The organism is Georgenia sp. EYE_87 (genome assembly GCF_023148685.1).
Classification (GTDB): Bacteria; Actinomycetota; Actinomycetes; order Actinomycetales; family Actinomycetaceae; genus Georgenia.
Window position 1 is genome coordinate 23405 of sequence record NZ_JAHXNL010000001.1, and the last position, 25465, is coordinate 48869.

At 69.6% G+C, this 25465-nt stretch carries 22 protein-coding genes; 11 read left to right on the forward strand and 11 right to left on the reverse strand.

Translation table 11 applies throughout. The features are described 5' to 3' along the window. Window positions 1-122: 122 nt before the first annotated feature. The 5 genes from KZX45_RS00105 to KZX45_RS00125 form a co-directional block, all read right to left on the reverse strand. Complete coding sequence (locus KZX45_RS00105; protein WP_248255690.1) at window positions 123-1325, reverse strand: CpaE family protein; 1203 nt, start codon at window positions 1323-1325, stop codon at window positions 123-125. Next, window positions 1322-2113, reverse strand: a complete 792-nt coding sequence (locus KZX45_RS00110; protein ID WP_248255691.1) for an RcpC/CpaB family pilus assembly protein — start codon at window positions 2111-2113, stop codon at window positions 1322-1324. Before KZX45_RS00110 ends, KZX45_RS00105 begins: the two co-directional genes overlap by 4 nt. Before the next feature lie 23 nt (window positions 2114-2136). Continuing rightward, window positions 2137-3171: a TadE/TadG family type IV pilus assembly protein gene (locus tag KZX45_RS00115; RefSeq protein WP_248255692.1), complete on the reverse strand. Its 1035-nt coding sequence runs from the start codon at window positions 3169-3171 to the stop codon at window positions 2137-2139. Beyond that, window positions 3159-3527, reverse strand: coding sequence for a TadE family protein (locus KZX45_RS00120; protein WP_248255693.1), 369 nt, complete (start codon window positions 3525-3527; stop codon window positions 3159-3161). The genes KZX45_RS00115 and KZX45_RS00120 overlap by 13 nt, the downstream gene beginning before the upstream one ends. Before the next feature lie 80 nt (window positions 3528-3607). Next, window positions 3608-3835 (reverse strand): Flp family type IVb pilin, encoded by a 228-nt coding sequence (locus tag KZX45_RS00125; protein WP_248255694.1) that lies wholly within the window; start codon window positions 3833-3835, stop codon window positions 3608-3610. A 412-nt stretch (window positions 3836-4247) separates the two neighbouring features. Here KZX45_RS00125 and KZX45_RS00130 point away from each other — a divergent pair, with 412 nt between their 5' ends. Continuing rightward, window positions 4248-4883 (forward strand): TetR/AcrR family transcriptional regulator, encoded by a 636-nt coding sequence (locus KZX45_RS00130; RefSeq protein ID WP_248255695.1) that lies wholly within the window; start codon window positions 4248-4250, stop codon window positions 4881-4883. Between the two features lie 365 nt (window positions 4884-5248). On the opposite strand, the gene KZX45_RS00135 is transcribed toward KZX45_RS00130, so the two are convergent. The 6 genes from KZX45_RS00135 to KZX45_RS00160 all read right to left on the reverse strand — a co-directional run bounded on the left by KZX45_RS00135 (window position 5249) and on the right by KZX45_RS00160 (window position 10951). Continuing rightward, entirely contained in the window at window positions 5249-6112 is an 864-nt protein-coding gene (locus tag KZX45_RS00135) for an SDR family oxidoreductase (RefSeq protein ID WP_248255696.1), read from the reverse strand. 83 nt (window positions 6113-6195) lie between these two features. Continuing rightward, window positions 6196-7428, reverse strand: a complete 1233-nt coding sequence (locus KZX45_RS00140) for an NAD(P)/FAD-dependent oxidoreductase (RefSeq protein WP_248255697.1) — start codon at window positions 7426-7428, stop codon at window positions 6196-6198. Continuing rightward, window positions 7425-7661, reverse strand: a complete 237-nt coding sequence (locus KZX45_RS00145; RefSeq protein ID WP_248255698.1) for a ferredoxin — start codon at window positions 7659-7661, stop codon at window positions 7425-7427. Before KZX45_RS00145 ends, KZX45_RS00140 begins: the two co-directional genes overlap by 4 nt. Continuing rightward, window positions 7658-8194 carry an aromatic-ring-hydroxylating dioxygenase subunit beta gene (locus KZX45_RS00150; protein WP_248255699.1) on the reverse strand — a complete coding sequence of 179 codons (537 nt, stop codon included), beginning with the start codon at window positions 8192-8194 and terminating at the stop codon, window positions 7658-7660. Before KZX45_RS00150 ends, KZX45_RS00145 begins: the two co-directional genes overlap by 4 nt. Before the next feature lie 3 nt (window positions 8195-8197). Continuing rightward, complete coding sequence (locus KZX45_RS00155; RefSeq protein ID WP_248255700.1) at window positions 8198-9592, reverse strand: Rieske 2Fe-2S domain-containing protein; 1395 nt, start codon at window positions 9590-9592, stop codon at window positions 8198-8200. A gap of 177 nt (window positions 9593-9769) precedes the next feature. Then, complete coding sequence (locus tag KZX45_RS00160; RefSeq protein ID WP_308221677.1) at window positions 9770-10951, reverse strand: FAD-dependent monooxygenase; 1182 nt, start codon at window positions 10949-10951, stop codon at window positions 9770-9772. A 114-nt stretch (window positions 10952-11065) separates the two neighbouring features. Between KZX45_RS00160 and KZX45_RS00165 the strand changes: the two genes are divergently transcribed. From KZX45_RS00165 to KZX45_RS00210, 10 genes are all read left to right on the forward strand, one after another. Further along, on the forward strand, window positions 11066-11992 hold the full coding sequence (locus tag KZX45_RS00165) for a LysR family transcriptional regulator (RefSeq protein WP_248255702.1): 927 nt from the start codon (window positions 11066-11068) through the stop codon (window positions 11990-11992). A gap of 152 nt (window positions 11993-12144) precedes the next feature. Then, a complete protein-coding gene (locus KZX45_RS00170; protein WP_248255703.1) occupies window positions 12145-13287 on the forward strand; it encodes an alpha/beta fold hydrolase in 1143 nt (380 codons plus the stop codon). A gap of 12 nt (window positions 13288-13299) precedes the next feature. Continuing rightward, window positions 13300-14310, forward strand: coding sequence for an ABC transporter substrate-binding protein (locus tag KZX45_RS00175; protein WP_248255704.1), 1011 nt, complete (start codon window positions 13300-13302; stop codon window positions 14308-14310). Window positions 14311-14556: 246 nt separating this feature from the next. Beyond that, window positions 14557-15555: a VOC family protein gene (locus tag KZX45_RS00180; protein ID WP_248255705.1), complete on the forward strand. Its 999-nt coding sequence runs from the start codon at window positions 14557-14559 to the stop codon at window positions 15553-15555. 155 nt (window positions 15556-15710) lie between these two features. Beyond that, window positions 15711-16622, forward strand: a complete 912-nt coding sequence (locus tag KZX45_RS00185; RefSeq protein ID WP_248255706.1) for a LysR family transcriptional regulator — start codon at window positions 15711-15713, stop codon at window positions 16620-16622. A gap of 185 nt (window positions 16623-16807) precedes the next feature. Next, window positions 16808-18937 carry a hydantoinase/oxoprolinase family protein gene (locus KZX45_RS00190; RefSeq protein WP_248255707.1) on the forward strand — a complete coding sequence of 710 codons (2130 nt, stop codon included), beginning with the start codon at window positions 16808-16810 and terminating at the stop codon, window positions 18935-18937. After that, entirely contained in the window at window positions 18934-21189 is a 2256-nt protein-coding gene (locus KZX45_RS00195; protein WP_248255708.1) for a hydantoinase B/oxoprolinase family protein, read from the forward strand. The genes KZX45_RS00190 and KZX45_RS00195 overlap by 4 nt, the downstream gene beginning before the upstream one ends. Before the next feature lie 12 nt (window positions 21190-21201). Further along, complete coding sequence (locus KZX45_RS00200; protein ID WP_248255709.1) at window positions 21202-22152, forward strand: 3-keto-5-aminohexanoate cleavage protein; 951 nt, start codon at window positions 21202-21204, stop codon at window positions 22150-22152. Window positions 22153-22260: 108 nt separating this feature from the next. Next, window positions 22261-23262 (forward strand): ABC transporter substrate-binding protein, encoded by a 1002-nt coding sequence (locus KZX45_RS00205; RefSeq protein WP_248255710.1) that lies wholly within the window; start codon window positions 22261-22263, stop codon window positions 23260-23262. Between the two features lie 28 nt (window positions 23263-23290). Beyond that, window positions 23291-25360: an acetate--CoA ligase family protein gene (locus KZX45_RS00210; protein ID WP_248255711.1), complete on the forward strand. Its 2070-nt coding sequence runs from the start codon at window positions 23291-23293 to the stop codon at window positions 25358-25360. The last annotated feature ends 105 nt before the right edge of the window (window positions 25361-25465 follow it).

The following is a 25465-nucleotide window of genomic DNA, read 5'->3' on the forward strand; positions in this document are numbered from 1 at the left end:
GTCCTGTGCGTCTGCCGGTACCGGCGGATTAATCGGCGCAGCCGGCGTAGGCATATCGGCAGATGGTGGGGCGACCACCGTCTCAGGTGACTGGGCGACGCGAAGGCGCTCGGACAGTTTCATCAGGCACGCACCCTCTTCAGTCGGCCCATCCCGGCGTGGCGACCACCGTTCTTGGTTGCCTCCGACGCGGTGAACTGGGCGACGATCTTCTCCAGCTTTCTGACCATGGGGTCTCTTCCGCTCTTCTGGAGCAGCGGGACGCCCTGATTGAGCGAGGGGAGGACGACCGGGGACACCGGAAGCTCGTGATCGACCGTCGTTCCGATCGTGGACGAGACGTCCGCGATGGTGAGCCCGCCGCGGGGATCGCAGAAGTTGATCACGACCGTGCGGGTGTCAGTCTCCAGGTCGAGCTCGGCGAGGATGTCGAACTCCTTGCGCAGCCCACGGACGCCCAGGACGTCCATGCTCGTAATAAGTATCAGGTCGGTGGTGCGGTCCATCGCGGCGAGGGTGTGCTCGGACAGGCCGGGCGCCGTGTCGACAACGACGTACCGAAACTGGGAGCTGAGCATCTCCAGGAGCCGACTGACCTCGTCGCCGCTGATGGTATCGGCGGCGGCGGGAGACTCCGGTGCGCAGATGGCGTACAACCCGGTGGGGTGCAGGGTGAGGAAGGTCTTCAGCGCCATCGTGTCGCGGCTGGCAGGACCGCGGACGGTGTCGAGCAGCGAGTAGTCCGGGGTGAGATTGAGCGCAGTGGCGACGTCCCCGAACTGGACGTCGAGGTCCACCAGGACTGTTGAGCCTGGTTCTGCGCGGGCAAGGCCCACCGCCAGGTTCGTCGCTACCGTCGTCTTGCCGACGCCGCCCTTGGGAGAGACCACGCTGAGGACACGGCCGGAAACTGGCGTGGGGGTGGGGGACAACGTGGCGCCGCCGGAGGGGCTTGCCGCCACGGTTGCGGCACGGTCCAGGGCGGCGCGAATTGCCATGACGTCGGACTGCGGGTGAAGCACGTCCCGGACGCCGGCGCGCAGGGCCGCCAGCCCAATCTCCTGCTCGGCATCACTGACGAGAATCACGGCGATCAGCGGGAACTCATCGCGAAGGCGTTCGGTCAGCTCGAGGGCAGGCAGAACAACGCCGCCGGGGTCGAGAACGACGACGTCCGGCAGGGGGGCGCCGTGGAGCATGGCGACGAACTGCCCGGGATTTATGGGAACCGGTCCGGGTGGTAGGAGGAGGAAGGCCCCGCCGGTCGCCTCATGGAAGCGCTGCTCGAACTCGGTTGAGCTAGCAGATAGGACGATGCGTGTCATTGGAAGACGTTCTCCCTCGTGACGGCACGAGTGCCGTCGGCGATAGCCTCGTCGTCCTCGAGCGAGAGCCAGATACTGGCGAACTCAGCCGCGTAGACCAACTTCTCGGCGTCGGGGGCGTTTAGCGCAAGCGTGACCATGATCTGCGACGTCGGGACGGCTTCGGCCGGTGCCTGAGCAGCTTCCGTCGCAGCCGCGGGAGCAGCCTCGTCGGAGTCTGCCTCCGGCGCAGGCGCGACCGCTCCTTGAACCCTGGTGACCAGGGCCCTGTGGAGGACCAGGTGGGTCTGGTTGCCGGCCGAGCCCGGCGCCGCCGCAGCTTCCTCATCCTCCGACTCGGCCGACTCCGCTGGGAGGGAAATGAAGACGCCTACGGCGTCCCCTTCCGTAAGGTGGCCGCCCAGCACTCTGACAGGATCCAGCTGGACGGTGACCTGGTGAAGTCCTGCGGGGACCTCGACCTCGGTCCGTGAAGCTGCCACCTCGGTGGTGACAAAGCGATGGCTGACGAGTTGCTCGCCGGGCACCAGCTCGCCCGCGGTGACCATGCCGGTCACGTCGTCGAGAGAGGTCAGGGCGCCCGGGGCGACGGCTGAGCCGGGGATGGTTTCCGTCGTCACAGAGTCGGTGAGCGCGTCTGCGCCCGTGCCCTCGCTGATCGGTGCCGAGACGACAAGCACCTCCACCGGCTCGAGAGCGGCGACGGCGCGGGCGTCAGCCTGGGCGACGTAGCCGAATAGGACGGCTCCCCCGACTACGGCTAGAAGAACGGCGGCGATGGCTGCCACGATGCGACGGTTCACAATAATCTTCAATCTGTGAGGTGCACGGACTTAGCGCCGAGGTCCGGAGCGTCTGGGTCGGACGAGGGGACGCCCGTAAGGTCGCCGACGTCAGTGAATTGGCCTGCGATGCACTGGCCGTTTCCGTTGTTGCATCCGCTGATGCCCGTGCCCACCTTGACCGTCTGACCGCCCTGGAACATCAGCCACATGCCGGAGACCTTGAAGCCCACGTAACCGTAGACGGTGTAGACGCCAGGTGCGCCGCCGCCCTCGGCGAAGTTGAAGACGGGCAAGGCGACGGTCTTTCCGATCAGGCTGGTGAGGTACTCCTCCGTGCACTCCGATGGACCGGGATTGCCAGGGTTGTTCGAGACGGGTTCGCCGACAGACGTGTACACGCTGCACACGCCCGAGTCGGAACCGTCCGTGATCCAGGAGAACCCGCCGGGCATCTTCAAGGCGCTGTCTGCACCTTCCGGTGTGCAGCTGTAGTCCTTCGGAGCACCGGTCGACGAGGGGTGGTCGAGGTAGATCCGTACGATTTCCGATGTGTTCTCGAACTGGTAGTGACCAGTGGTTTCGTCCACTGTGAATGTGCCACCGGCCGCCGTTACGAGTTTGTCGATCTCGCAGACGGAGAAGATGAGGGGGAGCGTGTCGGCGCCGCCGGCGACGTCCCAGGCCGCTGTGGCGCTTGCGACCACATCGCTCGCGTCGAATCCGAGGGCCGGCGCCAGCCAGTGCTCGCGGTTACTCGAGGTTTGAACGGTGACAGTGCCGGCACTTTGCTGAAAAGTGACAACGGGCTCTCTGGTGTCACCATCATTCTTGTTGGCGTCGGAGAATTCCCGCGCAACGGCGGTCGGGTCTGCGGCACAACTGCCCACGGCGCAGTCCTGTGCAATCGCGAGCGCGCCGGCGTCGGCGCCGAGCTGGAGTTGCTGACGGTCCGCGTGCAACGCGGCAACGTCGATCGCGATAGCTCCAAAGCCGAGCAGCGGGATCATCAGGAGCGCAACCACAACCGCGACCGCGCCTTTGTCACCTCTCAGCCGTTGCATCGCATCGTTCCTTTGCCCGTAAGTGTGACGTCGGGGAAGAAGATCAGGTCGACCGGGTGCTCGATCGACACTGTCGCCGGCTCTGTGGAGCCGTCGCATGTCGACGGCTTGACGGTGATTTGGTCGTCAGTAAGGACTACGGTCGTCGCCGCGTCCCTGGCGGACTTCTTCGCCTCAGTCACGTTGCTGTGAAGCGCCATGGTGCGCACGCCAGCGCGGGCGGCGTCGGAAAGTGTGGTTTGCACATGGTAAGCACGGCCAAACTCGGTGATGCCGATGATCAGCAGCAAGAGAATGGGCAGGATGAGCGCGAATTCGACCGCTGTGGCTCCTCGGTCATGGCGTCGAGCGTCCACGTTTCCGCCTCCGAAAGTAACGCCGATGCGGCGATCACGTGGCCGCCGCATCGGCGTGGACTGCTGCGAAGTCGGTTTGATCAGGCGGCGGGGGCCTCTGCGTTGGCTCCCTCGATCTCGGTAAGGACGCTGTCGAAGAGGGTGTCGAGCTCGTCGCCGAGCAAGCCGACGGTGACGATGATCGCAACTGCGATGAGTCCCACCATCAGGCCGTACTCAACGGCGGTGGCGCCCTTGTCCCTGCGGCCCTCGAAGCGGTCGCCGATGGCGATGAACATGGTCGTGAAGAATGCGGCTGCACGGTTCATTTCTGAACTCCCTATGAAGGTTGGTCAGCTCCGGAGGGGGTCCAGAGCCAGGGGACACACGTCCGGAGCAGGGGGATGAACCGGCGTGCTCAGTGAGATTCGCAGAACTTTTCGGATCCCGCAACCACTTTGGGCGTGTGAACTTGCGGATGAGGAACGGTCTGCTACGGACCTCACCCTCTTCTCACCCTCTATCACCCGCTCCGATCCGCCCGAAACCCGTGCGAATCCGCCGGTTCAGTAGGCAGACGAGGCTGCCCACGCTCTGCTATGAAGGTGTGTGGAAGGCCCGTGTGTAACGAACGCAACAGCGCCGTTATTGGGACATAGGGCCCTCTGGTCCCGGGGGAGACGCCCAGATCTGGGTGCCGAGGAGAAGTGCCGATACCGAAACTCCACCCGGGAGGGCCTCATGAGCGACTCCGCCGACCTGGGGCTTCGCGCGCTGAAGAAGCAGATGACCCACGAGGCCATCGCGGAAGCGGCGCTGAAGCTCACGCTCGATAAGGGGCTGGACCACGTCACCATCGACGAGATCGCTCGCCAGGCGTTCGTCTCGCCCCGCACGTTCTCCAACTACTTCTCCTGCAAGGAGGAGGCAGTGGTGGCCGCGGACGACCATTACACCGATGACGTCGTGGCCGACCTGGCCCGCCGGCCGGCGGACGAGCCACCGCTCGACTCGCTGCGGCACGTCCTGGTCGACCTCGCTCGGTCCCAGTCGCGTCAGCAGTTGCGCGCGTACGTCGAGCGGGTCCAGCTCGAGGACCGGTACCCGACGCTCCGTCCCTTCCGGATGGCGCAGTACGAACAGCTCGAGGAAGCGCTGCGCGGGGCGATCGCGGAGCGTACCGGGACGAAGGTCAGTACAGACCTCTATCCGTGGCTGGCTGCCGCCGCCGCGGTCAACATCATCAAGACCACCACCCGGCTGTGGGCGAAGCCCACCGCGGCGAGGGTCCGTCTGATCGAGAAGATCGAGGACGCCTTCGACCAGGTCGCGGCCGGGCTGCCAGCGCCGACCCCGAGAACCGGAAGCAAGAAGTAGGCAACTACAAAGCCCCTGACCGCGTTTCCGCAGGTCAGGGGCTGTGTCGTCGCTGTCTCAACGAGTGTCCGGAGGGGGACTCAAACCCTCAATGTCGAAGTCAGATGTATAGCCATGGAGGCCGACTAAACGGGATGTTTCCGAGGTCCACGGACAGTGCACGTAAACGAGGATCGGGTGGAGGTGGGCTGAATCGGTTGGTCGGGAGCGCCGCAAACAGCGCCACGGCACTCCGACGACGTCGATACGGGCACGCTGCGCTCTCGGCGTGTCGCGATGACCCGGCGTCCCGTTCGTGGTCGCACTCCCAGCGGCGGAGCTCAGCCGTTCCGTCGTGATCGCGAGACGAAGAGTCCTTCTCAGCGCTACACCGGGGGCCGGACGAGCCATTGGCCAGTCCCGACCGGGATCCCCGCGGCCTTCGTTCCTGTGCTGATGACCGCACGGTTGAACAGACCCTGGTCGGCGACGACGGTCTGCCCAGTCATGAGCGTGTTGCGCCGAGAGGCCAGGAACGCGTACAGCCAGCCGTACTCCTCGGGAGTAGGCAGGTGCTGGAGCGGTGCGAGCATCCGGAACTGCTCCAGGAAGTCCTCCTTGGGGATGTCCGACTGCTTCACCTTCTCCAGGCCCAGGGCGGCCGGTCCCTGGAGCTGGCTGTTCGCGATTCCCGACGGAGCCACACCGTTGACCCGGACCCGGGGTGCGAACTCGAACGCCAGCTGGTTGACCACGCTGCGGACGGCACCCTTGCTCGCCGAGTAGAACAGCCCACCGCCGTCGGCCGCGTATGCCGCCGTCGACGAGGTCAGGACGATCGCGCCGTCGTTCTCCTCGAGCAGCTCCACGAACACCCGGGCAGAGAGGATGTACCCCTTGACGTTGACGTGGAAGAGCTCGTCGAAGAGCGTGTCGATGCGGTCGACAGGTGTCTCCCGCAGCGGCAGGTTGCCGTCGAAAATGCCCTGGCAGCCGATGAGCGCATCCAGCCGGCCGTAGCGTTCCACGATCGCCGACTTCAGGGCCTCCAGGTCGGCGACGCTTCGGACGTCGCCCTGACGGACGAGGACCCGGTCCCCGAACTCTGCGACGAGCTGGTCTACCTTCTCCTGTGCGATCTCCATGATCGCGACCTCGGCGCCCTCCGCGAGGCACTGCCGGGCGACGCCAAGGCCGAGGCCTGAGCCGCCCCCGGTGACGAGGACGACGTGGTCATCAAGTAGTTGCACTGCTTCTCCCTGTTGGGTGGTGTGCTCGGAGTGACGTCGCGGGGGTTCGTGCTCCCGCGCACGCGACCTGGGCGGTGTGGTGGTCAGGCGTGGGCCGACTGGAGGTTGCCGCCGGCGAGTTCGAGCGCGTCCGCCCATGTCCCGCGACGCTCGAGGAGCTTGCGGTAGCCACGCAGCGACCTCTCGCGACCGGAGGAGAGCACGCTGTGGAACTCGCCGTCACTGCCGTAGAGCACGAGGTACTCACCCGAGGCGAGCGATCCCTCGGCGACGAACGCCTCGTCCTCGGGCAGCCGGCGGCCGTAGCAGTGGAACTTCCGGTCGTACTGGTCGGTCCAGTAGTACGGCACTGACGTGAAGGGGGTGGCGGTCCCCGAGAGGATGCCTCCGGCGACGTGCCGGCCCTGCTGTCCGGCGCTTGTCCAGTGGTCTATCCGCACCCGAGCCCCGAGCAGCGGGTGGTCGTAGGCGGCGACGTCGCCAGCCGCCCAGACCCCGGGCACGTTGGTCCGGCCAGCGGCATCACAGGCGACGCCGCCGTCCAGGACGACGCCGGAGCCGAGCAGCCACTCGACGTTCGGCTCGACGCCGACGCCGGCGACGACGAAAGGCGCGCGGTGCGTGGTGCCGTCGGAGAGGCGGAGCGTGTAGTCACCGGGTGCCCCCTCGACAGCCGTGACGAGAGCCCCCAGGCGCAGGTCCACGCCGTGGGCGTCGTGCAGGTCCCGGACGTCGGCTGCCACCTCGGGGCCGACGACGTTGTCCAGCGGCAGTTCCGCGGCTCCGAAGAGTGTGACGGGGACGCCGCGTCGCCTCAGACTCGCGGCGATCTCCAGGCCGATGAAGCTCGCCCCGACGAGCGTCACGCGCCCGTACCGGGCTGCCCCGTCGCGGATGTGGACGAGGTCTGCCATGGTCCGCAGCACGGGCAGCGGCGCGCCCGACGTCGTCAGCAGCGGCCGAGGTCGGCTGCCCGTAGCGATGACGACGGCGTCCCACGGCAGGGCCGCACCGTCGGAGGTCACCACGTAGCGCCGGTCGATGTCCAGGCCGGCCGCGGCGTGGCCGAGGCGCAGGTCCAGCTCGTGCGCGGCGTAGTGGTCCTGCGGGCGTAGCTCCACCGCTGCCGGCTCGCCGTCTGCGGCAAGCAGTTCCTTGGACAGCGGCGGCCGGTCGTACGGGACGGTGCGCTCGTCCGACAGGATGGTGATGGAGCCGTCGAAGCCGCCCTGCCGCAGCGCGTCCGCCGCGCTGAGACCCGCCACGGAGGCGCCCGCGATGACGACGTTGCGGAGCGTGGAGAGCGTGGAGCTCATGGCCCCTCCTCGACCGGGGCCAGCGAGATGGCTTGTGCGGGGCAGTTGAACACGGCCTCCTCGAGGTCGGCGAGGCCCTCGCCGGACGCGACGTCCCGGCGCAGCACCGCCACCGGGCTGCCCTTGGGCAGGTCGAAGACGTCGGGCAGGATGCCCACGCAGATGCCGTAGGCGCGGCACTTGGTGGTGTCGAGGCGGACGGCTACCTTCTCGGCGTTCTTCAGGTCGGTCACAGGAACACCGCCAGGTTCGGGGTGCCGAGCGTGGTCTCGGTCGTGAGCGCCCGGCGCGAGAGCAGCCGCGGTCCGTCAGCGGTGAGCCGGACGGTGTCCTCCCTCCGGACCGGGATGAGGTCGTTCCACGTGTCGATCCCACGCTGCCGGTAGAGGAGCAGGGCGCTGGCGACACGCACGACGTCGGCAGCCTCCGTGCCGTGGATCTCGATGCTGCCCACCACGCGCAGCGTGCGGGAGGGCGGCACCTCGGAGTAGGCGAGACCGGTGTTGAGCCGGTCGATCCGTGTGCGGATGTGTGCCTTCGTGTCCTTCACGCGGATGCCGCGCTGGGTAAACTCGTGCGAGCGCGGCTCGGTGGCCTGGCGGACCGGCACCTCGTAGACGAAGGCGTCGTCGAGAAGCTCGTACCAGTCCTCCTCGCGCCCCTCGTCCAGCAGGCGTGCCTCGGTGGCGAGGAACTGGGTGATGAGTGCACGGAGCTCGGGGTCCGACGCGACCGCTGCGGTGGTGGTGGTCTCGGTGGTGGTCATGGGTCAGTTCCCCTCGGTCGCGGTCGGTGCGGCGCCCTCGCCCCGCATGACCTTCAGCCAGTGGCGGTAGAAGGCGAGCTGCACGTGCTCTCCGTAGCCGGTGTTGCGCTTGATGCCCGGTCCGGTCCACGTCGGGTCGGGGGACTGGTCCACTGCGCTGTTGCGGCCCTGCTGGAAGTTGAAGGACATGCCGGCCTTGCGAGCCCACGGGCTGGCGCCGGCCTTGGCGATGCCCTCCCAGGCAACGGTGTCGTCCTGCTCGAACACGCCGGCCGAGCCGAAGACGAACTCGCCGGTGACGTAGTGCTCCTCGACCTCCTCCTCCGACATGAAGTCCCAGACGAACTGCCAGCTCCACAGCTCGATCTCGCCCGGGCCGACCGGTTGCCACTGCCGGAAGCTGGTGACGACGGACATCGGACCACCCGGGACGGCGGGGGTGTTGAACCGGATCATGCTGAGGTTGGGGAAGATCGTCCCGACCGTCGGGGGCTCGTGGTTGACCACGTGCAGCTGGGCCTCGTCGAGCCCGGACAGGTCAAACTGCGAGGTGATGTGCTCGGGGTAGCCCCAGAGCACGTAGCCGGGGTGGATCGCCTTCGTCCAGGCGTGGCCGGTGAAGTTGTGCCCGTTGCCGAACTCGTACCGGCGTGCGATCTCGCAGGACATCTGGAGTCCCTGGGAGACGTGAATCTCCTCGGTGCCCCAGTGCAGGACGTCGAGGTGGTAGACGTCGCCGGAGAAGTTCTCGGCCGCCGTCTTCCAGTCGGCCTTGACCAGGTAGCGGTCCGGCGGGCCGGCGACCCGCATTCCCTTGGGGTGGAGGCCGACGATCGCGTCGAGCATCCAGCCGGCCCCGCCCAGGTACTCGTCCAGCGGGGGCACGTCGGCGTTGAGCGAGGCAAAGATGAAGCCCTGCCGGGTGTCGACCTTCGGGGCCCGCATGAGGCTCCAGTCGTCGGGGTCGAGCCGTTCGCCGTAGGCGTCCTGCAGGTGCGGGGTCCCGATCAGCTGACCCTTGCTGTTGTAGGTCCAGCCGTGGTACGGGCACTTGAAGAACCGGGAGTTGCCCCGGTCGGTCTGGCAGACCTGGCTGCCGCGGTGCCGGCAGTAGTTCGACAGGACGTTGATGCCGCCCTGGCCGTCGCGGGTGACGATCACCGGGTCGATGCCGATGCGGCGCTGGACGAAGTCACCTGCGTTCGGGATCTCGCTCTCGTGGGCGACGAACACCCAGTTGTTGGTAAAGATCCGGTCGATCTCCGCCTCGAAGACCTCCTGGTCGTTGAAGATGTCGACCGGGACAAGGTCGTCCTCGAGCCCCGCCTCGACCTTGTCGAGGATCTCGTCGAGGCGGGTGCTGGTCGTCGTCGGACGGAAGGATTCGGTCTGGGTCATGTCCCGCTGTCTCCTTTGACTGGGTAAGGGGGTACGTCGTCGGGCCTACGGGTGGGGGATGGGCCCCGTGACCGGTGCGGCGGTTGCTCCTGGGCTCTTGACAATATGAGGGGGTCACATGCGGCGGAACGAAGGAATCTGGATGATGCGCATTGATGGGGTCGATGAGTCCGACGGTCAGAGGCTCGCGGGGGCGGTGACCAGGCGGAACGGCTGGTTGAGCAGGGCCTCGACGTAAGCCGCCTGTCCGGGCAGGTGCTCCCGCAGGTTGGCGGCGAAGTCGTCGAGGGTGTCGGCGGTGATGGCCATCTCCGTAGTGAGGATCCCGTGGGAGACGTCCTGGACGAGTTTCGTGCGAGCGAAGCGAGCGGCCGAGACCGCGGCGAGCGACTCCTCGACCACGCGGTCGCGCCGCAGCTCGTCAGCGAGGACGACGGCGTCCTCGAGGGCCATGGCGGCACCCTGGGTGAGGTTGGGTGCCGAGGCGTGGGCGGCGTCGCCAAGGACGATGATGCGGCCCTTGTGCCACGGCGCCGGGAGGTGCACCTCGCTGATCGGGCTGTACACGACACCTCCGTCGGGCAGCTGGTCCCGCAGGTGCGCGACGAGGCCGCCGTAGCCGGCCAGGCGTTGGCGGAGCAGGGCAGGCAGATCGGCCGGTGCGTAGCGGGCGTGCTCGGGCTCGGCCGTGACGTGGAGCAGGTACATGTGCTCGTCGGACAGGGGGATCACGCCGGTGTTGGAGCGGTCGCCGTGGAAGAGCATGGTGTGGGTGACCTCGGTCGGGCGGGGGAGAGTGACCCGCCAGACCGCGAAGCCGGTGTACTGCGGTTCGGCCGCGTCGCCGAAGAGGCGCCGGCGCACGGGGGAGCGGATCCCGTCGAAGGCGGCCACGACGTCGTAGCGCCCCTCCCGTCCGTCGTTGAAGGTCACGCTCACGCCTTCACCGTCGTCGACCACCTCTGCCACCGTGGTGCCGTACGTGAGGTTCGCGCCGGCCCGGTCGGCGGCGTCGCCGAGGATCTGGTGCAGGTCCGCCCGCGCGAGCGCGTTGTTCGGTGGCACACGGTCGGTGCCGAGCGAGCAGGGGGTGACCAGGATCTGGTTGCCCTGCCAGTCGAAGTACTCGTTGCGGTCGAACTGGTAGCCCGCGGCGAGGCAGTCCTCGAGCACCCCGAGCACGTCCAGGGCGCGCAGGGAGTTGCCGGGCTGGTTGATGCCCACGCCGACCACCTGATCGGCGGGCTTGATATCCACGACGTCGACGTCGATACCCTGTCGCCGCAAGGCTACGGCGGCCCCCAGGCCGCCGATCCCCGCACCGATCACCAAGCAGTTGCGAACAGGCGTCATTGCCATCCTCTCCTTCGCCAGATGCTCGGAAGATAGGTGCGGCCGCAGATTCGCGGAAACAGATCCTGGCGATGCGTCGCATCGACCGGATCGATGCACGCCGCTCGAGGAGGAGTCACATTGTCGGAGAAGCTGGCCAACGTCGATCTCAACGTGCTCGTGGCGCTGGACGCCCTGCTCGCCGAGCGGAGCGTCACGCGCGCCGCGGAGCGGCTGATGATCGGCCAGTCGGCCATGAGCTCGACGCTGGCCCGGCTTCGCCGACTCTTCGACGACCCGCTGCTGGTGCGCCAGGGCCGTGTCCTCGTGCCCACGCCGCTGGCCGAGTCGCTCGTCGTTCCGGTCCGTGAGGCGCTCTCGATCGTCGAGTCGGTGCTCGCGGTGCGCACGGACTTCGACTCGAGGACCGACCGGCGGACCTTCACGATCAGCGCGAGCGACTACATCGCGCTCGTTCTGCTGAGGCCCCTTCTGGAACGCCTCAACGACGAAGCTCCCAACGTGCGGGTCAACATCCTGCCGATCAACCCCGTGGGATTCACGGATGCGCTGCGCCGCAACGAGGCCGACCTGCTCATCCTGCCGCGAGAGCTGCTGGGGACCGACGTCGGCTACCCCCACAAGACGCTGTTCTCAGATCGCTATCTCGTCGCCGCTGACCGAGACCATCCCGGGGTCGGCGATGCGATCTCCGTCGAGGAGTTCAGTGCGCTGCCGTACCTCGCCTACCGTGCAGGCCCGATGATCGGCCTGCCGGAGAACCAGCTCGACCAGCAGCAGATCCCGCGGAACCTCCAGGTCACCGTGCAGTCCTTCGTGGTGGCGCCCTTCCTGCTGCGGGGCACCGAGCTGATCATGCTGATCCACGAGCGCCTCGGCCGCCTGCTCGCCGACGAGGCGCACCTGAAGCTGCTCGACCCGCCGGTGCCGATCGTGCCGCTGCAGGAAGTCATGGTGTGGACGTCCCGGCACACCGCCGACGCCGGCCACCAGTGGCTCCGGAGCCGCCTTCTCGAGCTGGCCGGAGAGGTGCCCGCCCTCGCCTGACGCTCGCCGCCGCCTCACATTGACGGCGTCGATGCCGCGCATCGCGAAACTCGGCTTCCGGGCGGGGCCGGCTCACCCCTAGCGTCCCGTCGGGAGGGTGCGGCCGACGTCGATCGCACCTCTCACCCGAACCTTCGCAGAGAGGCGCCTTCGTGTTCGAGATCTTTCCCGACAAGTACGTCTGGAACCTGTCCGCCAACATCGCGCTGAGCAGTGGCGGGGAGATCGAGGAGATCCTTGAGGCTTGCCGCCCGCTGCTCGCCGCGGCCGCGCGGGGAGAAGAACCGGGGACCGAGGACTTCTTCGCGTCCTGGTGCGCCGTCGCCGACCGGCAGGTGGAGATCGCGGACGAGAACGAGGCGGCCGGACGCGCGCTGAGTGCAGGTGCCCGCCTTCGTCGGGCAGCCATCTACTACCAGGTCGCCGAGCGCATGCAGGCCCACGACTTCGCGCCGCGGACCGAGGCGTACCGCAAGATGCTCAACGCCTTCGCCCGCTCGGTCCGCCTGGGGAAGGACAACTGCGAGCTCGTCGAGGTTCCGTACGAAGGCACCACGCTCCCTGCGCTGTTCGTCCGCGCCGAGGGCGCGGACGGCCGGGCACCGGTGATGGTGCACTTCAACGGCCTGGACAGCACCAAGGAGATGATCTACTGGTCCGGAATCGGCCAGGAGCTCGCGCGGCGGGGCGTCTCCACCCTGATGGTCGACCACCCCGGCACCGGTGGGGCGCTTCGGCTGCGGGGCCTGACCGCCTTCCCGGAGAGCGAGCGGTGGGGTGCGGCGTGCGTCGACTACCTCCAGGAGCGTGACGACGTCGACCGTGCGCGCATCGGGGTGATGGGCTGGTCTCTCGGCGGCTACTACGCGCCGCGCGCCGCGGCGTTCGAGAAGCGGTTCGCCCTGTGCGTGGCCTGGGGGGCCAACTACAACTGGGGCGAGCTCCAGCGTCGTCGCCGGGAGCGCGAGGGGGAGAATCCCGTCCCGCACTACTGGGAGCACGTCCGGTGGGTCTGGGGCCAGGACTCCCTCGAGGACTTTATGAACTTTGCGCCCCGGGTCAGCCTGGAAGGCGTCGTCGAGAACATCACCGTGCCGTTCCTCGTCACCCACGGCGAGAACGACCGGCAGATCCCGCTCGAGTACGCCCACGCCCAGTACGACAACGCCGTCAACAGCCCGAAGCGGGAGTTGAAGATCTTCACCCGACGGGAGGGCGGCGTCGAGCACGTCAGCGCCGACAACCAGCCCGTCGCCACCAACTTCATCGCCGACTGGGTGGCCGAGACTCTCTGACAAAGGAGCACCATGTCGACCCCCAGACGACTCACGGCGGCCGGCCGCGCCGCCGCACTCGGTCTCGCCGCACTCGTCCTCGCCGCCTGCAGCTCGAGCGCGGGCACCGACCCGACGGCCACGCCCGCAGCGACCACACCACCGCCTGCCACGGAGGAGGCTGAGCTGGTGCCGGTCACGATCGGCACCCTCCCCATCGTCGCGACGTCCGCCCTGTGGTACGGCGTCGACGAGGGCATCTTCGCGGAGCACGGGCTCGACATCACCGTCGACACCGGAGTGGGCAGCGAGGCGATGGTCGCCGCCGCGCTCGCGCACGAGGTCGACTTCGTCACCCTGAACTCCGTAGCTGTGATGGCCGCCCTCGACGCCGGCGTGCCCATCCAGGTCGCCTCCGGCTTCAGCCAGGCCGTGGAGGACGGAGACGAGGACATCTCCGCCGTCCTCGCCAGACCGGACTCCGGCATCGCCGACGCGGGCGACCTCGCCGGCCGCACCGTCGCCGTCAACACGGTGAACTCGGCGGGCACTCTGACCATCGAGGAGGCTGCGCGCGCGGCGGGCGGCGACCCGGACGCGATCGACTTCGTCGAGATCCGCTACCCGGACATGCTCCGCGCACTCGAGGCCGGTGACGTCGACGCCATCTGGGAGGTTGAGCCGTTCATCACCATCGCCGAGGGCAACGGCGCCGAGGTCGTCTCCTGGAACTTCGCCGAGTCCGCTCCCGGCCTCTCGACCCAGATCATGGTGACCGCGGCCGATCAGGATCCCGAGCTGCTCGAGCGCTTCACCGCAGCGTTGACCGAGGTGCTGGAGGCGGCGGGGAACGACGAGGGCGGGCTGCGGGAGATCCTCACCGACAAGCTCGAGATGGATCCCGCGCTCGCCGAGCAGGTGCGAATGGACCGGTTCTCCACCCAGATCAACCTCGAGGCGCTCGGCACCCTCGCGGGTCTCGCGCACGACGACGGACTCGTGTCCGAGCCCGTCGACCTCGCACTCTTCGACACCACGCGCTGAGACCGGGTCGGGCGGTGGTTTGTGCCGCAGGGTCTGCGGGTCGGAGCGGCCGGCGCGCGCCGACCCGGCAGGCAGCCTGAGGCGTTTTCGCGCCCTCCGGCGCCGTCCATGCCGGAGCGCCGATTCATTGACCTGATCGATCCGATCTATCCGGCATCGGCTCTTTCTCCGCCGTCGCCACCTGACCCACAGTTGAGAAGACCGCTCGAGGACGAGCGCACCTAGACAGCCCTTGGAGGCACTCCCGTGGAAAAGCTCCTGTCCCACCTCGCCCATCTCGAGATCGCGAGCCCCGACGTCGAGGCGTCGGCCGCGTTCTACGAGCAGCACTTCGGCATGAGGGTCGTCGACCGGAAGGACGGCGCCGCCTACCTGCGGTGCTGGGGCGACTACTACGCGTACAGCCTCATCGTCGTCGAAGGCCCCGAGCCTGCCTTGACCCGCATGGCCTGGCGGACCGAGAGCGCCGAGGCGTTGGAGGTCGTGGCCCGTCGGGTCCAGGATGCCGGCGTCGAGGGCACCTGGACCGACGGCGGCACCGGGTACGGCCGGGCGTTCGAGTTCACCGGCCCGTACGGACACCCGATCCGCCTGTTCTGGGAGCTCGACCGGTACGTGGCCGACGCCGCGCACGCCTCGATCTTCCCCGACCGACCCGAGCGGCGCTCCAGCCACGCCGGCGCTCCGCGCTTCCTCGACCACGTGACCATCGCGGCCACCGACGTCGACGGCTTCGCCGCCTGGCACCGCGACGTGCTTGGCTTCCGGCTCATGGCCCGCACCCAGCTCGACGACACCAACATCAGCGTGTTCTCGGTGCTCACCACCAACGAGAAGTCCCACGACCTCGGCGTGGTGCTCGACCACTCCACCCGGGCCGGCCGCGTCAACCACATCGCGTTCTGGGTGGACACCCACGAGGAGCTCCTCATCAGCGCCGACGTGCTCATGGAGAACGGCACGCCCATGGAGTCCGGCCCCGGCGTCCACGGCATCGGCGAGCAGCAGTACCTGTACTTCCGTGAGCCGAGCGGCCTGCGGGTGGAGCTCAACTCCGGCGGATACCGCAACTACGTGCCCGACTGGGAGCCGAACACCTGGACCCCCGGCCTTGGCGGCAGCAACTTCTACCGCAACGCCCCCATCCCGCAGTCCATCTTCGAATCGTTCCCGCCCGCGGACGGCCTCACCGCCACCGAGGACGGCATCCACCCGGACATGCGTGCTGCCCTCATCAACTCCTGAGCAGGGTCGCGTGACGCTCCCCGCCCGCACGCCGCGGGCGGGACAGCACCCTGTCGCGGTCCACTCCACGCCACCGTCCGCCGGTGGGGCCACCGGTGGGCCGACCGACCTCGCACCGCGCCGGGGTCGACGGCGGAGATGGGAGGATCGCGCGGGTGGACCTGAACCGGATCGACCTCAACCTGCTCGTCGCACTGGACGCGCTGCTTGCCGAGCGAAGCGTCACCCGTGCGGCAGAGCGGCTCTCGGTGGGGCAGTCTGCGATGAGTGCGACCCTGGCCCGGCTCCGCCGGCTCCTCGGTGACGAGGTCCTCCAGCGTCGGGGCCGCACGCTGGTGCCCACGCCGCTGGCGGAGGCCCTCGTGGACCCGTTGCGGGACATCCTCGCGCGCACGGAGGCGCTGCTCAGCGCGCGCGAGCAGTTCGACCCCGCAACCGCCGAGCGGACCTTCACCATCACCGCGAACGACTACGTGGTGACCATCTTCCTCACGCCGCTGCTCGTGCGGCTGGCCGAGGAGGCTCCCGGGGTGCACGTCAACGTGGTATCGATCCGAGACGACTACGTCGACCGGCTGCGCCGGCACGAGACGGACCTGCTGATCATGCCCAAGGAGGTCTTCCCGGGGCACACGCGGTACCCGCACCAGGCCCTCTTCGTGGACCGCTACGTGTGCGCCGTCGACGCCGACAACCCAGACATCGCGGTGGAGCTCGACCTCGAGACCTTCTCGAGGGTGCCCTACCTCGCGGTCAACATCGGCCAGCTCCCCTCCTCCGCCGAGCTTCGGCTAGATGCCCTAGGCATCCTGCGCAGCATTCACGTGACGACGCAGGCGCCGCTTGCCGCGCCCTTCATGCTGCGCGGCACGCGGATGCTCATGATGATCCAGGAGCGCCTCGGCCGGCTCATCCGCAGCCAGGCCGGGATCCGTCTCCTCGAGCCGCCGGTCCCGCTCGGACCGCTCACGACGGTCATGATCTGGGGCCAGCACCTCGATGCCGACCCTGCGCACGGCTGGTTGAGGGAGCGTGCCGCCGAGGTCGCCGCAGAACTGCTCTCCTGACGCCGAGGCACCACCTGACCGATGTGCCACGACTTCCTTAGTGCATCGATCTGATCGATTTGACCCATTGCTAAGTATTGTTGGAGTGGATCGAAGCGCGCTCCTAGTGTTCCAAGCAGAGCAAGGCGCCCCGGGCATCTCGCCCTCGCCTGCTGACGACGACATCACTGCAAAGGAGCACCCAGTTGAGTGCGATCACCGAATCACTTGCCGCCCCGACGGAGCAGCACGACGGCGGTTGGGTCGTCGGCACCGACGTCGGCGGGACCTTCACCGACCTGTGGCTCCGCGGACCCGACGGGCAGTCCTTCGTGTGCAAGTCCCCGACGACGGCCGACGTCGTGACGGGAGTCGTGGACGCCGTACACCTTGCGGCCCGGACCGCGGCCCTGACCACCGACGAGCTGTGCCGCCAGGTCACTCGCTTCGGTCACGGCACCACCGTCGGCCTCAACGCCCTCCTCACCGGTCGCACCGCCAAGGTCGGCCTGGTCACCACCCTGGGCTTCGGCGACGTGCTGGAGATCGGCAGGCTGCGCCGCGGCACGGCGGGCCTGCAGGGCCTGGATCTCGGCAACTACTTCCTGCGCGGCCGCACGGCCCCGCTGGTGCCACGCGAGCTCGTCGTGGAGGTCACCGAGCGCGTCAACCCGCAGGGCGAGGTCGTCACCCCGCTCGACGAGGCCTCGGCCCGGCGCGCGCTGGAACACCTGCGCGACGCCGGTGTCGAGGCCGTCGCGATCTGCCTGCTCTGGGCCACCGAGAACCCCGCGCACGAGACGGCCATCGCCCGCCTCGCCGCCGAGATCCTCCCCGGCGCGTTCGTCTCCGTCTCCCATGACATCGCACCGAGCGTGGGCGAGTACGCCCGCGCCTCCACCACGGTCGCCAACGCCGCCCTGGGCCCGATCGCCGGTGGCTACCTCGGCACCCTCGAGGACGAGCTGCGTGCCCTGGGCATGACCGCCCCCATCATGATGACCACCTCCGCCGGCGGCGTGGTGCCGGCCGCGACGCTGACCGCCACCCCGGTCCGCGGCCTGCTGTCGGGGCCCGCCTCCTGCGTCGTCGCCGGCCAGGCGCTGGGCGCCCGGCTCGGCCGCCCGAAGATCCTCACCCTCGATGTCGGCGGCACCAGCTTCGACGTCGGCGTCGTGGTCGACGGCGCACCTCTCCTGCGCGAGGAGGTCACCTTCGGCGGGGCCGACATGCGCGTCCCCAGCGTCGACATCGCCAGCATCGGCGCCGGCGGCGGCTCCATCGCCGCCGTGCGCGACGGCATCCTCAGAGTCGGGCCGCGCAGCGCCGGTGCCGTTCCCGGGCCGGTCTGCTACGGCAAGGGCGGCATCGAGCCCACGACCACCGACGCCGACCTCGTGCTCGGGGTGCTCGACCCCGACCGATTCGGCTCGGGCGGGATCCGCCTCGACGTCGAGGCCGCCCGCACCGCGCTGGCCGAGCAGGTGGGCGAGCCCCTCGGGCTGAGCCCGATGGAGGCCGCCCGCGCCGTGCGGGAGGTCTTCGACGCCGCCATGGCCGACCTCCTGCGCGCGGTGACCATCGAGCGCGGCCACGACCCGCGCGAGTTCACCCTCGTCGCCGGGGGCGGCTCCGGTCCGTCCCACGCCTGGAAGCTCTGCCGCGAGCTCGGCCTGGACGGCTTCGTCGTCCCCGCCACCGCCACGGCGCAGTCCGCCTTCGGCGCGGGCACCTCCGACCTGCGCACGACGGCGTCACGCACCAGCTACCAACGCCTCGCCCCAGGCGTGGAGCCCACCGACGAGCACGCAGCCGAGCTGACCGCGGCCCTGGCGGACGCGCGCGAACGGGCGCTCGGCACCATCCCGGACCCGGACCTCGCCGAGGTCAGCCACACCGCGGCCGTGCGCTACCGCGGGCAGGCCCACCACCTGGACATCCCGGTCGCCGACTCGCCCGACGCCGCCGCCGTCCAGGCTCTGCTGGCACAGTTCGAGACCGAGTACGAGCTGCTCTTCGGCAAGGGCGCCGGCTTCCGCGAGGCAGGCTTCGAGATCCTCTCGGTCCGTGCCGTCGCGGGCCTGCGCTCGACCACACCGACCTCCTCCAGTTCCGGTGAAGAACTGACCGTGCGAGAGGTGCGCCCCGTCGTCTTCGACGACGCGCACGCCCTCGAGGACACCGTTGTCTATGGCTGCGACTGGCCCGCCCCGGACCAGCACATCGCCGGACCGGCCCTCATCCAGCTTCGCGGGTGCGTCGTCGTCGTCCCGCCGAGCGGCAGCGCCACCACCGACGACGCAGGCACCATCCACGTGAAGGTAGGACAGGCATGAGCACCCTCGACCTCTCGCCCCAGGCGCCCACCACGACCGATCCGGTGATCGCCCAGGTGGTCCGCAGTCGCCTGGTGGCCATCACCGACCAGATGCGGCTCGCGCTGCAGTCGGTCAGCGGCAGCCCCACGGTCACCGAGGCCAGCGACTTCTTCACCGGCCTGTACCTGCCCGACGGCTCCTTCGCCACGATGGGTCACCAGGTCACGTTCGAGGCGCCGCCGGTCGGCTCCCTCATCCGGCACCTGCTGGCCTCCGGCCGGAAGCTCGGCGACGGAGACCGCATCATCGGCAACGACCCGTTCGTCGGCGCGCTGCACCAGAACGACGTGCAGATGTGCGCGCCGCTGTTCGTCGACGGCGAGCTGGTCGCGTGGGCCGGCGTCATGGCGCACGAGACCGACGTCGGCGGCATGGACTTCGCCTCCTGGTCGCCCAAGGCCAAGGAGATCTGGCAGGAAGGCCTGCGGATCCCCGCCGTCACCCTCGTTGACGGCGGTGAGCTGCGCGAGGACGTGCTCGAGATGGTCCTCTCCGCCTCCCGCCTGCCCGCCCAGCTCGGCCTGGACATCAAGGCGTTCATCGCCACCCTCAACGTGGCGGCCGAGCGGCTGGTCGAGCTGTGCCACCGCTACGGCACCGACGTGGTCCAGGGCGCCATGGCCGCGATGGTCGACGACGCCGAGCGAAAGCTCCGTGCGCGCCTGCGGACCATGCCCGACGGCGTGGTCCGCACCCGGGACTTCCTCGAGCACGACGGCCACACCGACAAGCTCTACACCGTCGACCTCGTGCTGACGAAGGAGGGCGACCACCTCACCCTGGACTTCTCGGGCTCCTCCGAGCAGGCGCAGGGGTTCGTCAACTGCTCACGCGCCGGCCTCGTCGGCGGGGTCGCCGGCTCGCTCATCCCCACCCTCGGCTTCGAGATCCCCTGGAACGACGGGCTGCTCCGCCCGGTCGACGTGGTCGCCCCCGACGGCCTCGTCTGCACGGCGATCCCGCCCGCACCCGTCGGAAGCGCCACGGTGGAGACGGTCTGGGTGGTCAGCAACGTCGTCTCCGCCGCCCTGAACCGGCTGCTCGCCGCCACCCCGCAGTACGCGCACCGTGCGCAGGCGGTCAGCAGCGGCACGATGGCCACGTTCAACCTCAGCGGCAAGAACCAGTTCGGCGAGACCTTCGGCCTCCACCTCATGGATCCCCTTGCCGGCGGCTTCGGCGCCTTCGCCGCACACGACGGGCAGGACGCCGCCGGTCCGATCAACGCCCCCTGCCCGTCGATCGCCGACGTCGAGGTCAACGAGCTCGTCACGCCCCTGGTGTACCTCTACCGCCGCCTGGCCCAGGACACCGGGGGAGCGGGCCGCCGACGCGGCGGTCTCGGCGCCGAGGTCGCCCTGACCGTGTCCGTGCCCGCCGCCGAGGCCCTCGTGATGACCCACGGCGCCCAGGTGCCCAACTCCACCGGTCTGTCCGGCGGCCTGCCCGCCGGGCTTATCAGGCAGTCCTTCGCCACCGGCATCATGACCGGCTCCGCCGACTCAGCCCGGCTGGCCGGCCTGCTGACCGGTCGCACCGAGCAGGACTCACGGTTCGTGGACCTGGGCTCCAAGCCCGGCGCCTTCCCGATCACCGACCGCGACGTCTTCGCCGTCACGTGGCAGGGCGGCGGCGGCATCGGCGACCCGCTCGACCGCAACCCGGCCGACGTCGTGGCCGACGTGCGCCGCGGCGTCGTCTCCGCCGCCGCCGCGAAGGAGACCTACAGCGTCGTCCTGACCGACGGCGGAACCGGGTACGACGACGCTGCGACCGATGTGCTCCGGCGCGGCGAGCGCGCCGCCCGCCTCGGCGTTCCGGTCGACGCCGTGCCCGAACGGGGCCGGCCCATCGACCCGGAGCTGCCGCCCGCCGGCCTGCGCGACGGGGAGACCTGGCTGCCGCTGTCCGACAGGCTCCGCGCCATCCGCGGCACCGACGGCGTCTGGCGGGTGGAGACAGTCGACGGCGCCGTGCTCGTCACCGGCTCCACACGGTGGCGCAGCGGCGCGAAGCCGGTGCCGCTGCCGCTGCCCGAGCGGGTGGGCTCGCACCTGCACCGCGACCTCGCCGTCACTGGCTGGCTCTGCCCCCTCAGCGGGCACCTGCTCGCCGTCGACATCCACCTCGCCGGCACCGAGCCGGCTGACGACCTCGACCTCGACCTCGCCCTCGGCAGCGCCGCCGAGCGGCTCGCCCTGCGCGCCTGAAAGGACCCCATCATGGCCACCACCACCGCCGCGGACATCAGGCCGCGCAAGGTCATCGTCACCATCGCCCCCACAGGCGGCATGGCGTCGAAGGAGCAGAACCCGAACCTGCCCACCCAGCCCGAGGAGATCGCCGACGACGTCGCCGCCTGCGTCGAGGCCGGCGCCTCCGTGGCCGCCATCCACGCCCGCCGGCCCGAGGACGACCTCGCCACGTGCAGCGCAGACGTCTACGGCCGCATCAATGAGGCCGTGCGCCAACGCACCGACGTCGTCATCAACATCTCCACCGGCGGCGGCATCTCCGGAGACATGATCAAGGAGAACTCCCAGGGCCAGCTGCGCATCGACTTCGCCGAGCGGCTGCGTGGCCTCGAGGCCCCGCACGTGGAGATGGCGACCTTCGACGCCGAGTCCTTCGTCATCACCACCGGCGGTCGCGAGATCATCAACCTCACCACCCCAGCCCAGTGCGACGAGCTGGCCGCGCGGATGACCGAGCTCGGGATCAAGCCCGAGTGGGAAGTCATGAGCACCGCCCACATCCGCCAGGACCCCAGCCGCCTGATCAACGCGGGCTTCGACGCCCAGCCTTACTGGGTCAACGTCGTCCTCGGCCTCGATCGCGGCTTCCAGGGCGCGCTGCCCTACACCCCGCGCATCCTCCACCAGATGGTCGACGAGCTGCCGGAGGGCGCCGAGCTGTGCGTCTCCGCGGTCGCCGCGAACCAGCTACCCGCAATCACCCATGCGGTCCTCCTCGGCGGGCACGTGCGCGTGGGCCTCGAGGACAACCTCTACTACCGCCGCGGCGAGCTGGCCACCAACGTCCAGCTCGTCGAGCGTGCTGTGCGCATCATCCGGGAGCTCGGCCATGAGGTCGCCACCCCCCAGGAGGCCCGGCAGATCCTCGGCCTGAAGAGCCTTGCGTCGGCCCAGCCGGTCCCGACGTCCGCCCGCTGACACGCCGCGCGGACGCCCACGCCCGCCGTCCAAACCCTCCGACGTGCCCGGTCGCTCCAGCCGCCCCTCCAACTTCCTCCGTGCCCGGTGGACCGAAAAGGACAACCCATGCGCACCACCCACACCGCGGCCAGCGCCGCAGCCGCCCTCTTCCTGCTCGCGGCGTGCTCGGGCGGCAACCCGGCGCCCGCCACCCCTGCGGGCACCGCCGAGGCAGCGTCGACAGCCGCAGCGGCCGACAGCGAGCTCGAGGCCGTCACCGTCGGCGTCATGCCCATCGTCGACACCGCGGGCATCCGCCTCGGCATCGAGCAGGGAATCTTCGCCGAGCACGGCCTCCAGCTCGAGCTCACCGAGTCCGGGCAGGGTGGCGCCGCCACCATCCCCGGAGTGGTGAGCGGCCAGGTCCAGTTCGGCTTCTCCAACACCCCGGCGCTCCTGAGCGCCCATGCCCAAGGACTGAACCTGCCGATCGTCGCGCCAGCCGCGAGCTCGACCGGGGTGGCGGGTGAGGACACCGCCTCGGTCGTCGTCCCCGCGGACAGTGACATCGAGGACGCGGCAGACCTCGCCAGTCGCACCGTGGCGGTCAACACGCTGAGGAGCATCGGCGACAGCACCGTCCGCGAGACGGTGGAGAAGGACGGGGGAGACCCCGACGCCATCGAGTTCGTCGAGATCGCCTTCCCCGACATGCTCGGCGCGCTCGCCCAGGGCCAGGTGGACGCCGCCTGGGTCGTCGAGCCTTTCTCGACCATCGCCCAGCAGCAGGGCAACCGGGTCCTCGCCTCGAACTACGTCGAGACCGACCCCGACCTGCTCATCGCGGCCTACTTCACCTCGGCCGAGCTGATCGAGTCCGACCCTGAGCTCGTCGAGCGGTTCACGGCCGCCATCACCGAGTCCCAGGCTTTCGCTGAGGCGAACCCGGACCGGGTCCGGGAGATCCTCGGCACCTACATGACGCTCGAGCCCGCCGTCGCCGAGAGCCTCGTCCTGCCCCGCTTCACCGACACCACCGCGACCGAGGACATCGAGTTCCTGGCCGAGTTCGCCCACCGCCAGGGCATCACCGACACCAAGGTCGACGTCGACTCCATGCTGCCCTGACCACGCCACACCCGACTACGGAGCCCTCATGACGTCCACCCCGACTGCCCCGCGCCTCGCGGCAGCCACGCTCGAGCCCTTCTTCGCGCCAGCCGGCGTCATGGTCGTCGGCGCCTCCGCCACGCCGGGAAAGCTCGGCGCCGTGATGGCGGAGTCCCTCCGCGGTCACGACGCGCCGCTCTACCTCGTCAACAACCGCGCCGCGGGCATGCACGCCACCATCAGCGACGCCCTGGCGGCGGCCGACGGCGAGGTGGACCTCGCGGTGATGTGCGTCCCCGCGCCGGCGACGGCGCAGGCGCTGCGCGAGTGCGCCGCCGGCGGGGTGCGCGCGGCCCTGGTGTGCGCCGGCGGCTTCGGAGAAGCCGGCCCGGCCGGTGAGGCCCATGAACGGGCGATCGTGCACGCTGTCCGGGAGACGGGAATCCGCCTTCTCGGGCCCAACACTTCCGGCTTCTTCGTGCCCGGTAGAGGGTTGCGGGCCAGCTTCGTCCCCGGCGTCGCGGCGGTTCGACCGGGCCCGGTGGCTGTGGTCGCCGCGAGCGGCGGGGTGAACCACGCGCTGGCGTTCCGGCTGCAACGGGCCGGGGTAGGCGTCAGCCTCGCGGTCGGTCTGGGGGCCTCGCTCGACGTCGGTGCCGAGGACGTGCTCGAGCACCTCGTCGGCGACGACGGCACGCGCGTGGTGGCGCTGCACCTCGAGACCGTCAAGGACGGACCGGCGCTGCTCCGGGCCGTCGAACGGCTCTCCGCGGTCAAGCCCGTCGTAGCCCTGGTGGTCGGCCGAAGCGACGTCAGCGAGTTCGCCACCTCGCACACCGGCGCACTGGCCACCTCCTGGCGCACCACGCGCGCACTGCTCCGGCAGGCCGGCGCCGTGCTCGTCGACGACGAGGAGGCGTTGGTGGACGCCGTCACCGCGTTCGCCGGGCGCCGGCTCACGCCGTCACCGGCCCCCGGCGTCGCCCTCATCACCGCGCAGGCGGGGCCGGGTCTCCTCGTGGCCGACGCCCTCCAGAGCGCCGGGGTGGCTCTGCCCCGCCTGTCCTTGCAGACCCAGGCGGCCGTCGCCGAGCATCTGCCTCCCATCACTTTCCAGGCCAACCCGGTGGACACCGGCAGACCAGGACCCGGGTTCGATCGGGTCGTCGCTGCGGTCGCCGGGGATCCGGCCGTCGACGCGGTGGCGGTGTACGGACTGACCGAGCCGGTGGTGGATCTGCCCGCCGCCGTGGCGCAGTCGGGAGCGGCCGACGTCGTCCCCGTGCTGGTCGGCGTGGACGGGCCCCAGGACGACCTCGATCAGGCACGGGCGTCCGCCGCCGAGCTGGCGCTGCCTCTGATCGCCGGGCCCACCGCCCTGGCGCGCGGGCTCGTGGCCCTTGTCGAGGACGCCAAAACACAGTACGCCCGCTCGGTGGGCGCGGAACCGGCGGCCGAGCCGTCACGGCTGACCGGGCCCTGGGACGAGATCCGGGCGAAGGAGCTTCTCGACCAGATCGGTCTCAGGACACCGCCACGACGGCGCTGCACCACCCGGGCGCAGACTCACGCGGCGCTCGAGGCGCTCGGCGGCGCGGTGGCCGTCAAGCTGGTCGACGCCGCGGTGCTGCACAAGACGGAACTCGGCGGAGTCCACCTGAACATCCGCACGGAGGCCGAGATGGACGGCGCGCTCGACGCCCTCGAGGCCGTGGGGGCCCGGGAGTTCCTCGTCGAGTCCATGGCACCGTCCGGCATCGACCTCATCGTGGGCGCTCGACGCGACCCCGTGTTCGGACCCGTCGTCCTGGTGGGAATCGGTGGCACCGCCGCAGAGGTGATCGCCGACGTCGCCATCCGGTCGGTGCCCCTTGGCGAGCGCGTAGCAGTCGGCATGGTGGACGACCTCCAGGGCCGTGCACTTCTCCTGGGGCACCGGTCCGGACCAGTGGTGGACCGCACGCAACTCGCCAACGTGGTCATCGCGCTGGGCAGCGTCCTCCGAGCGACCCCAAGCATCGCCGAGATCGAGGTGAACCCGTTGCGGCTGACGGCGTCCGGCCTGGTGGCGCTCGATGCAGTGGTCGTCCCGCGCGGGGACGTCACCACGGAGTAGCCGGACCGAGCTCTCCCTGGTCAGCCCTTGTCGAAAGCACAGGAACCTGTCAACAACTGGTGGCACCGGCTACGCTCACGCCGTAATCGGGTCGGACCTGGCGGT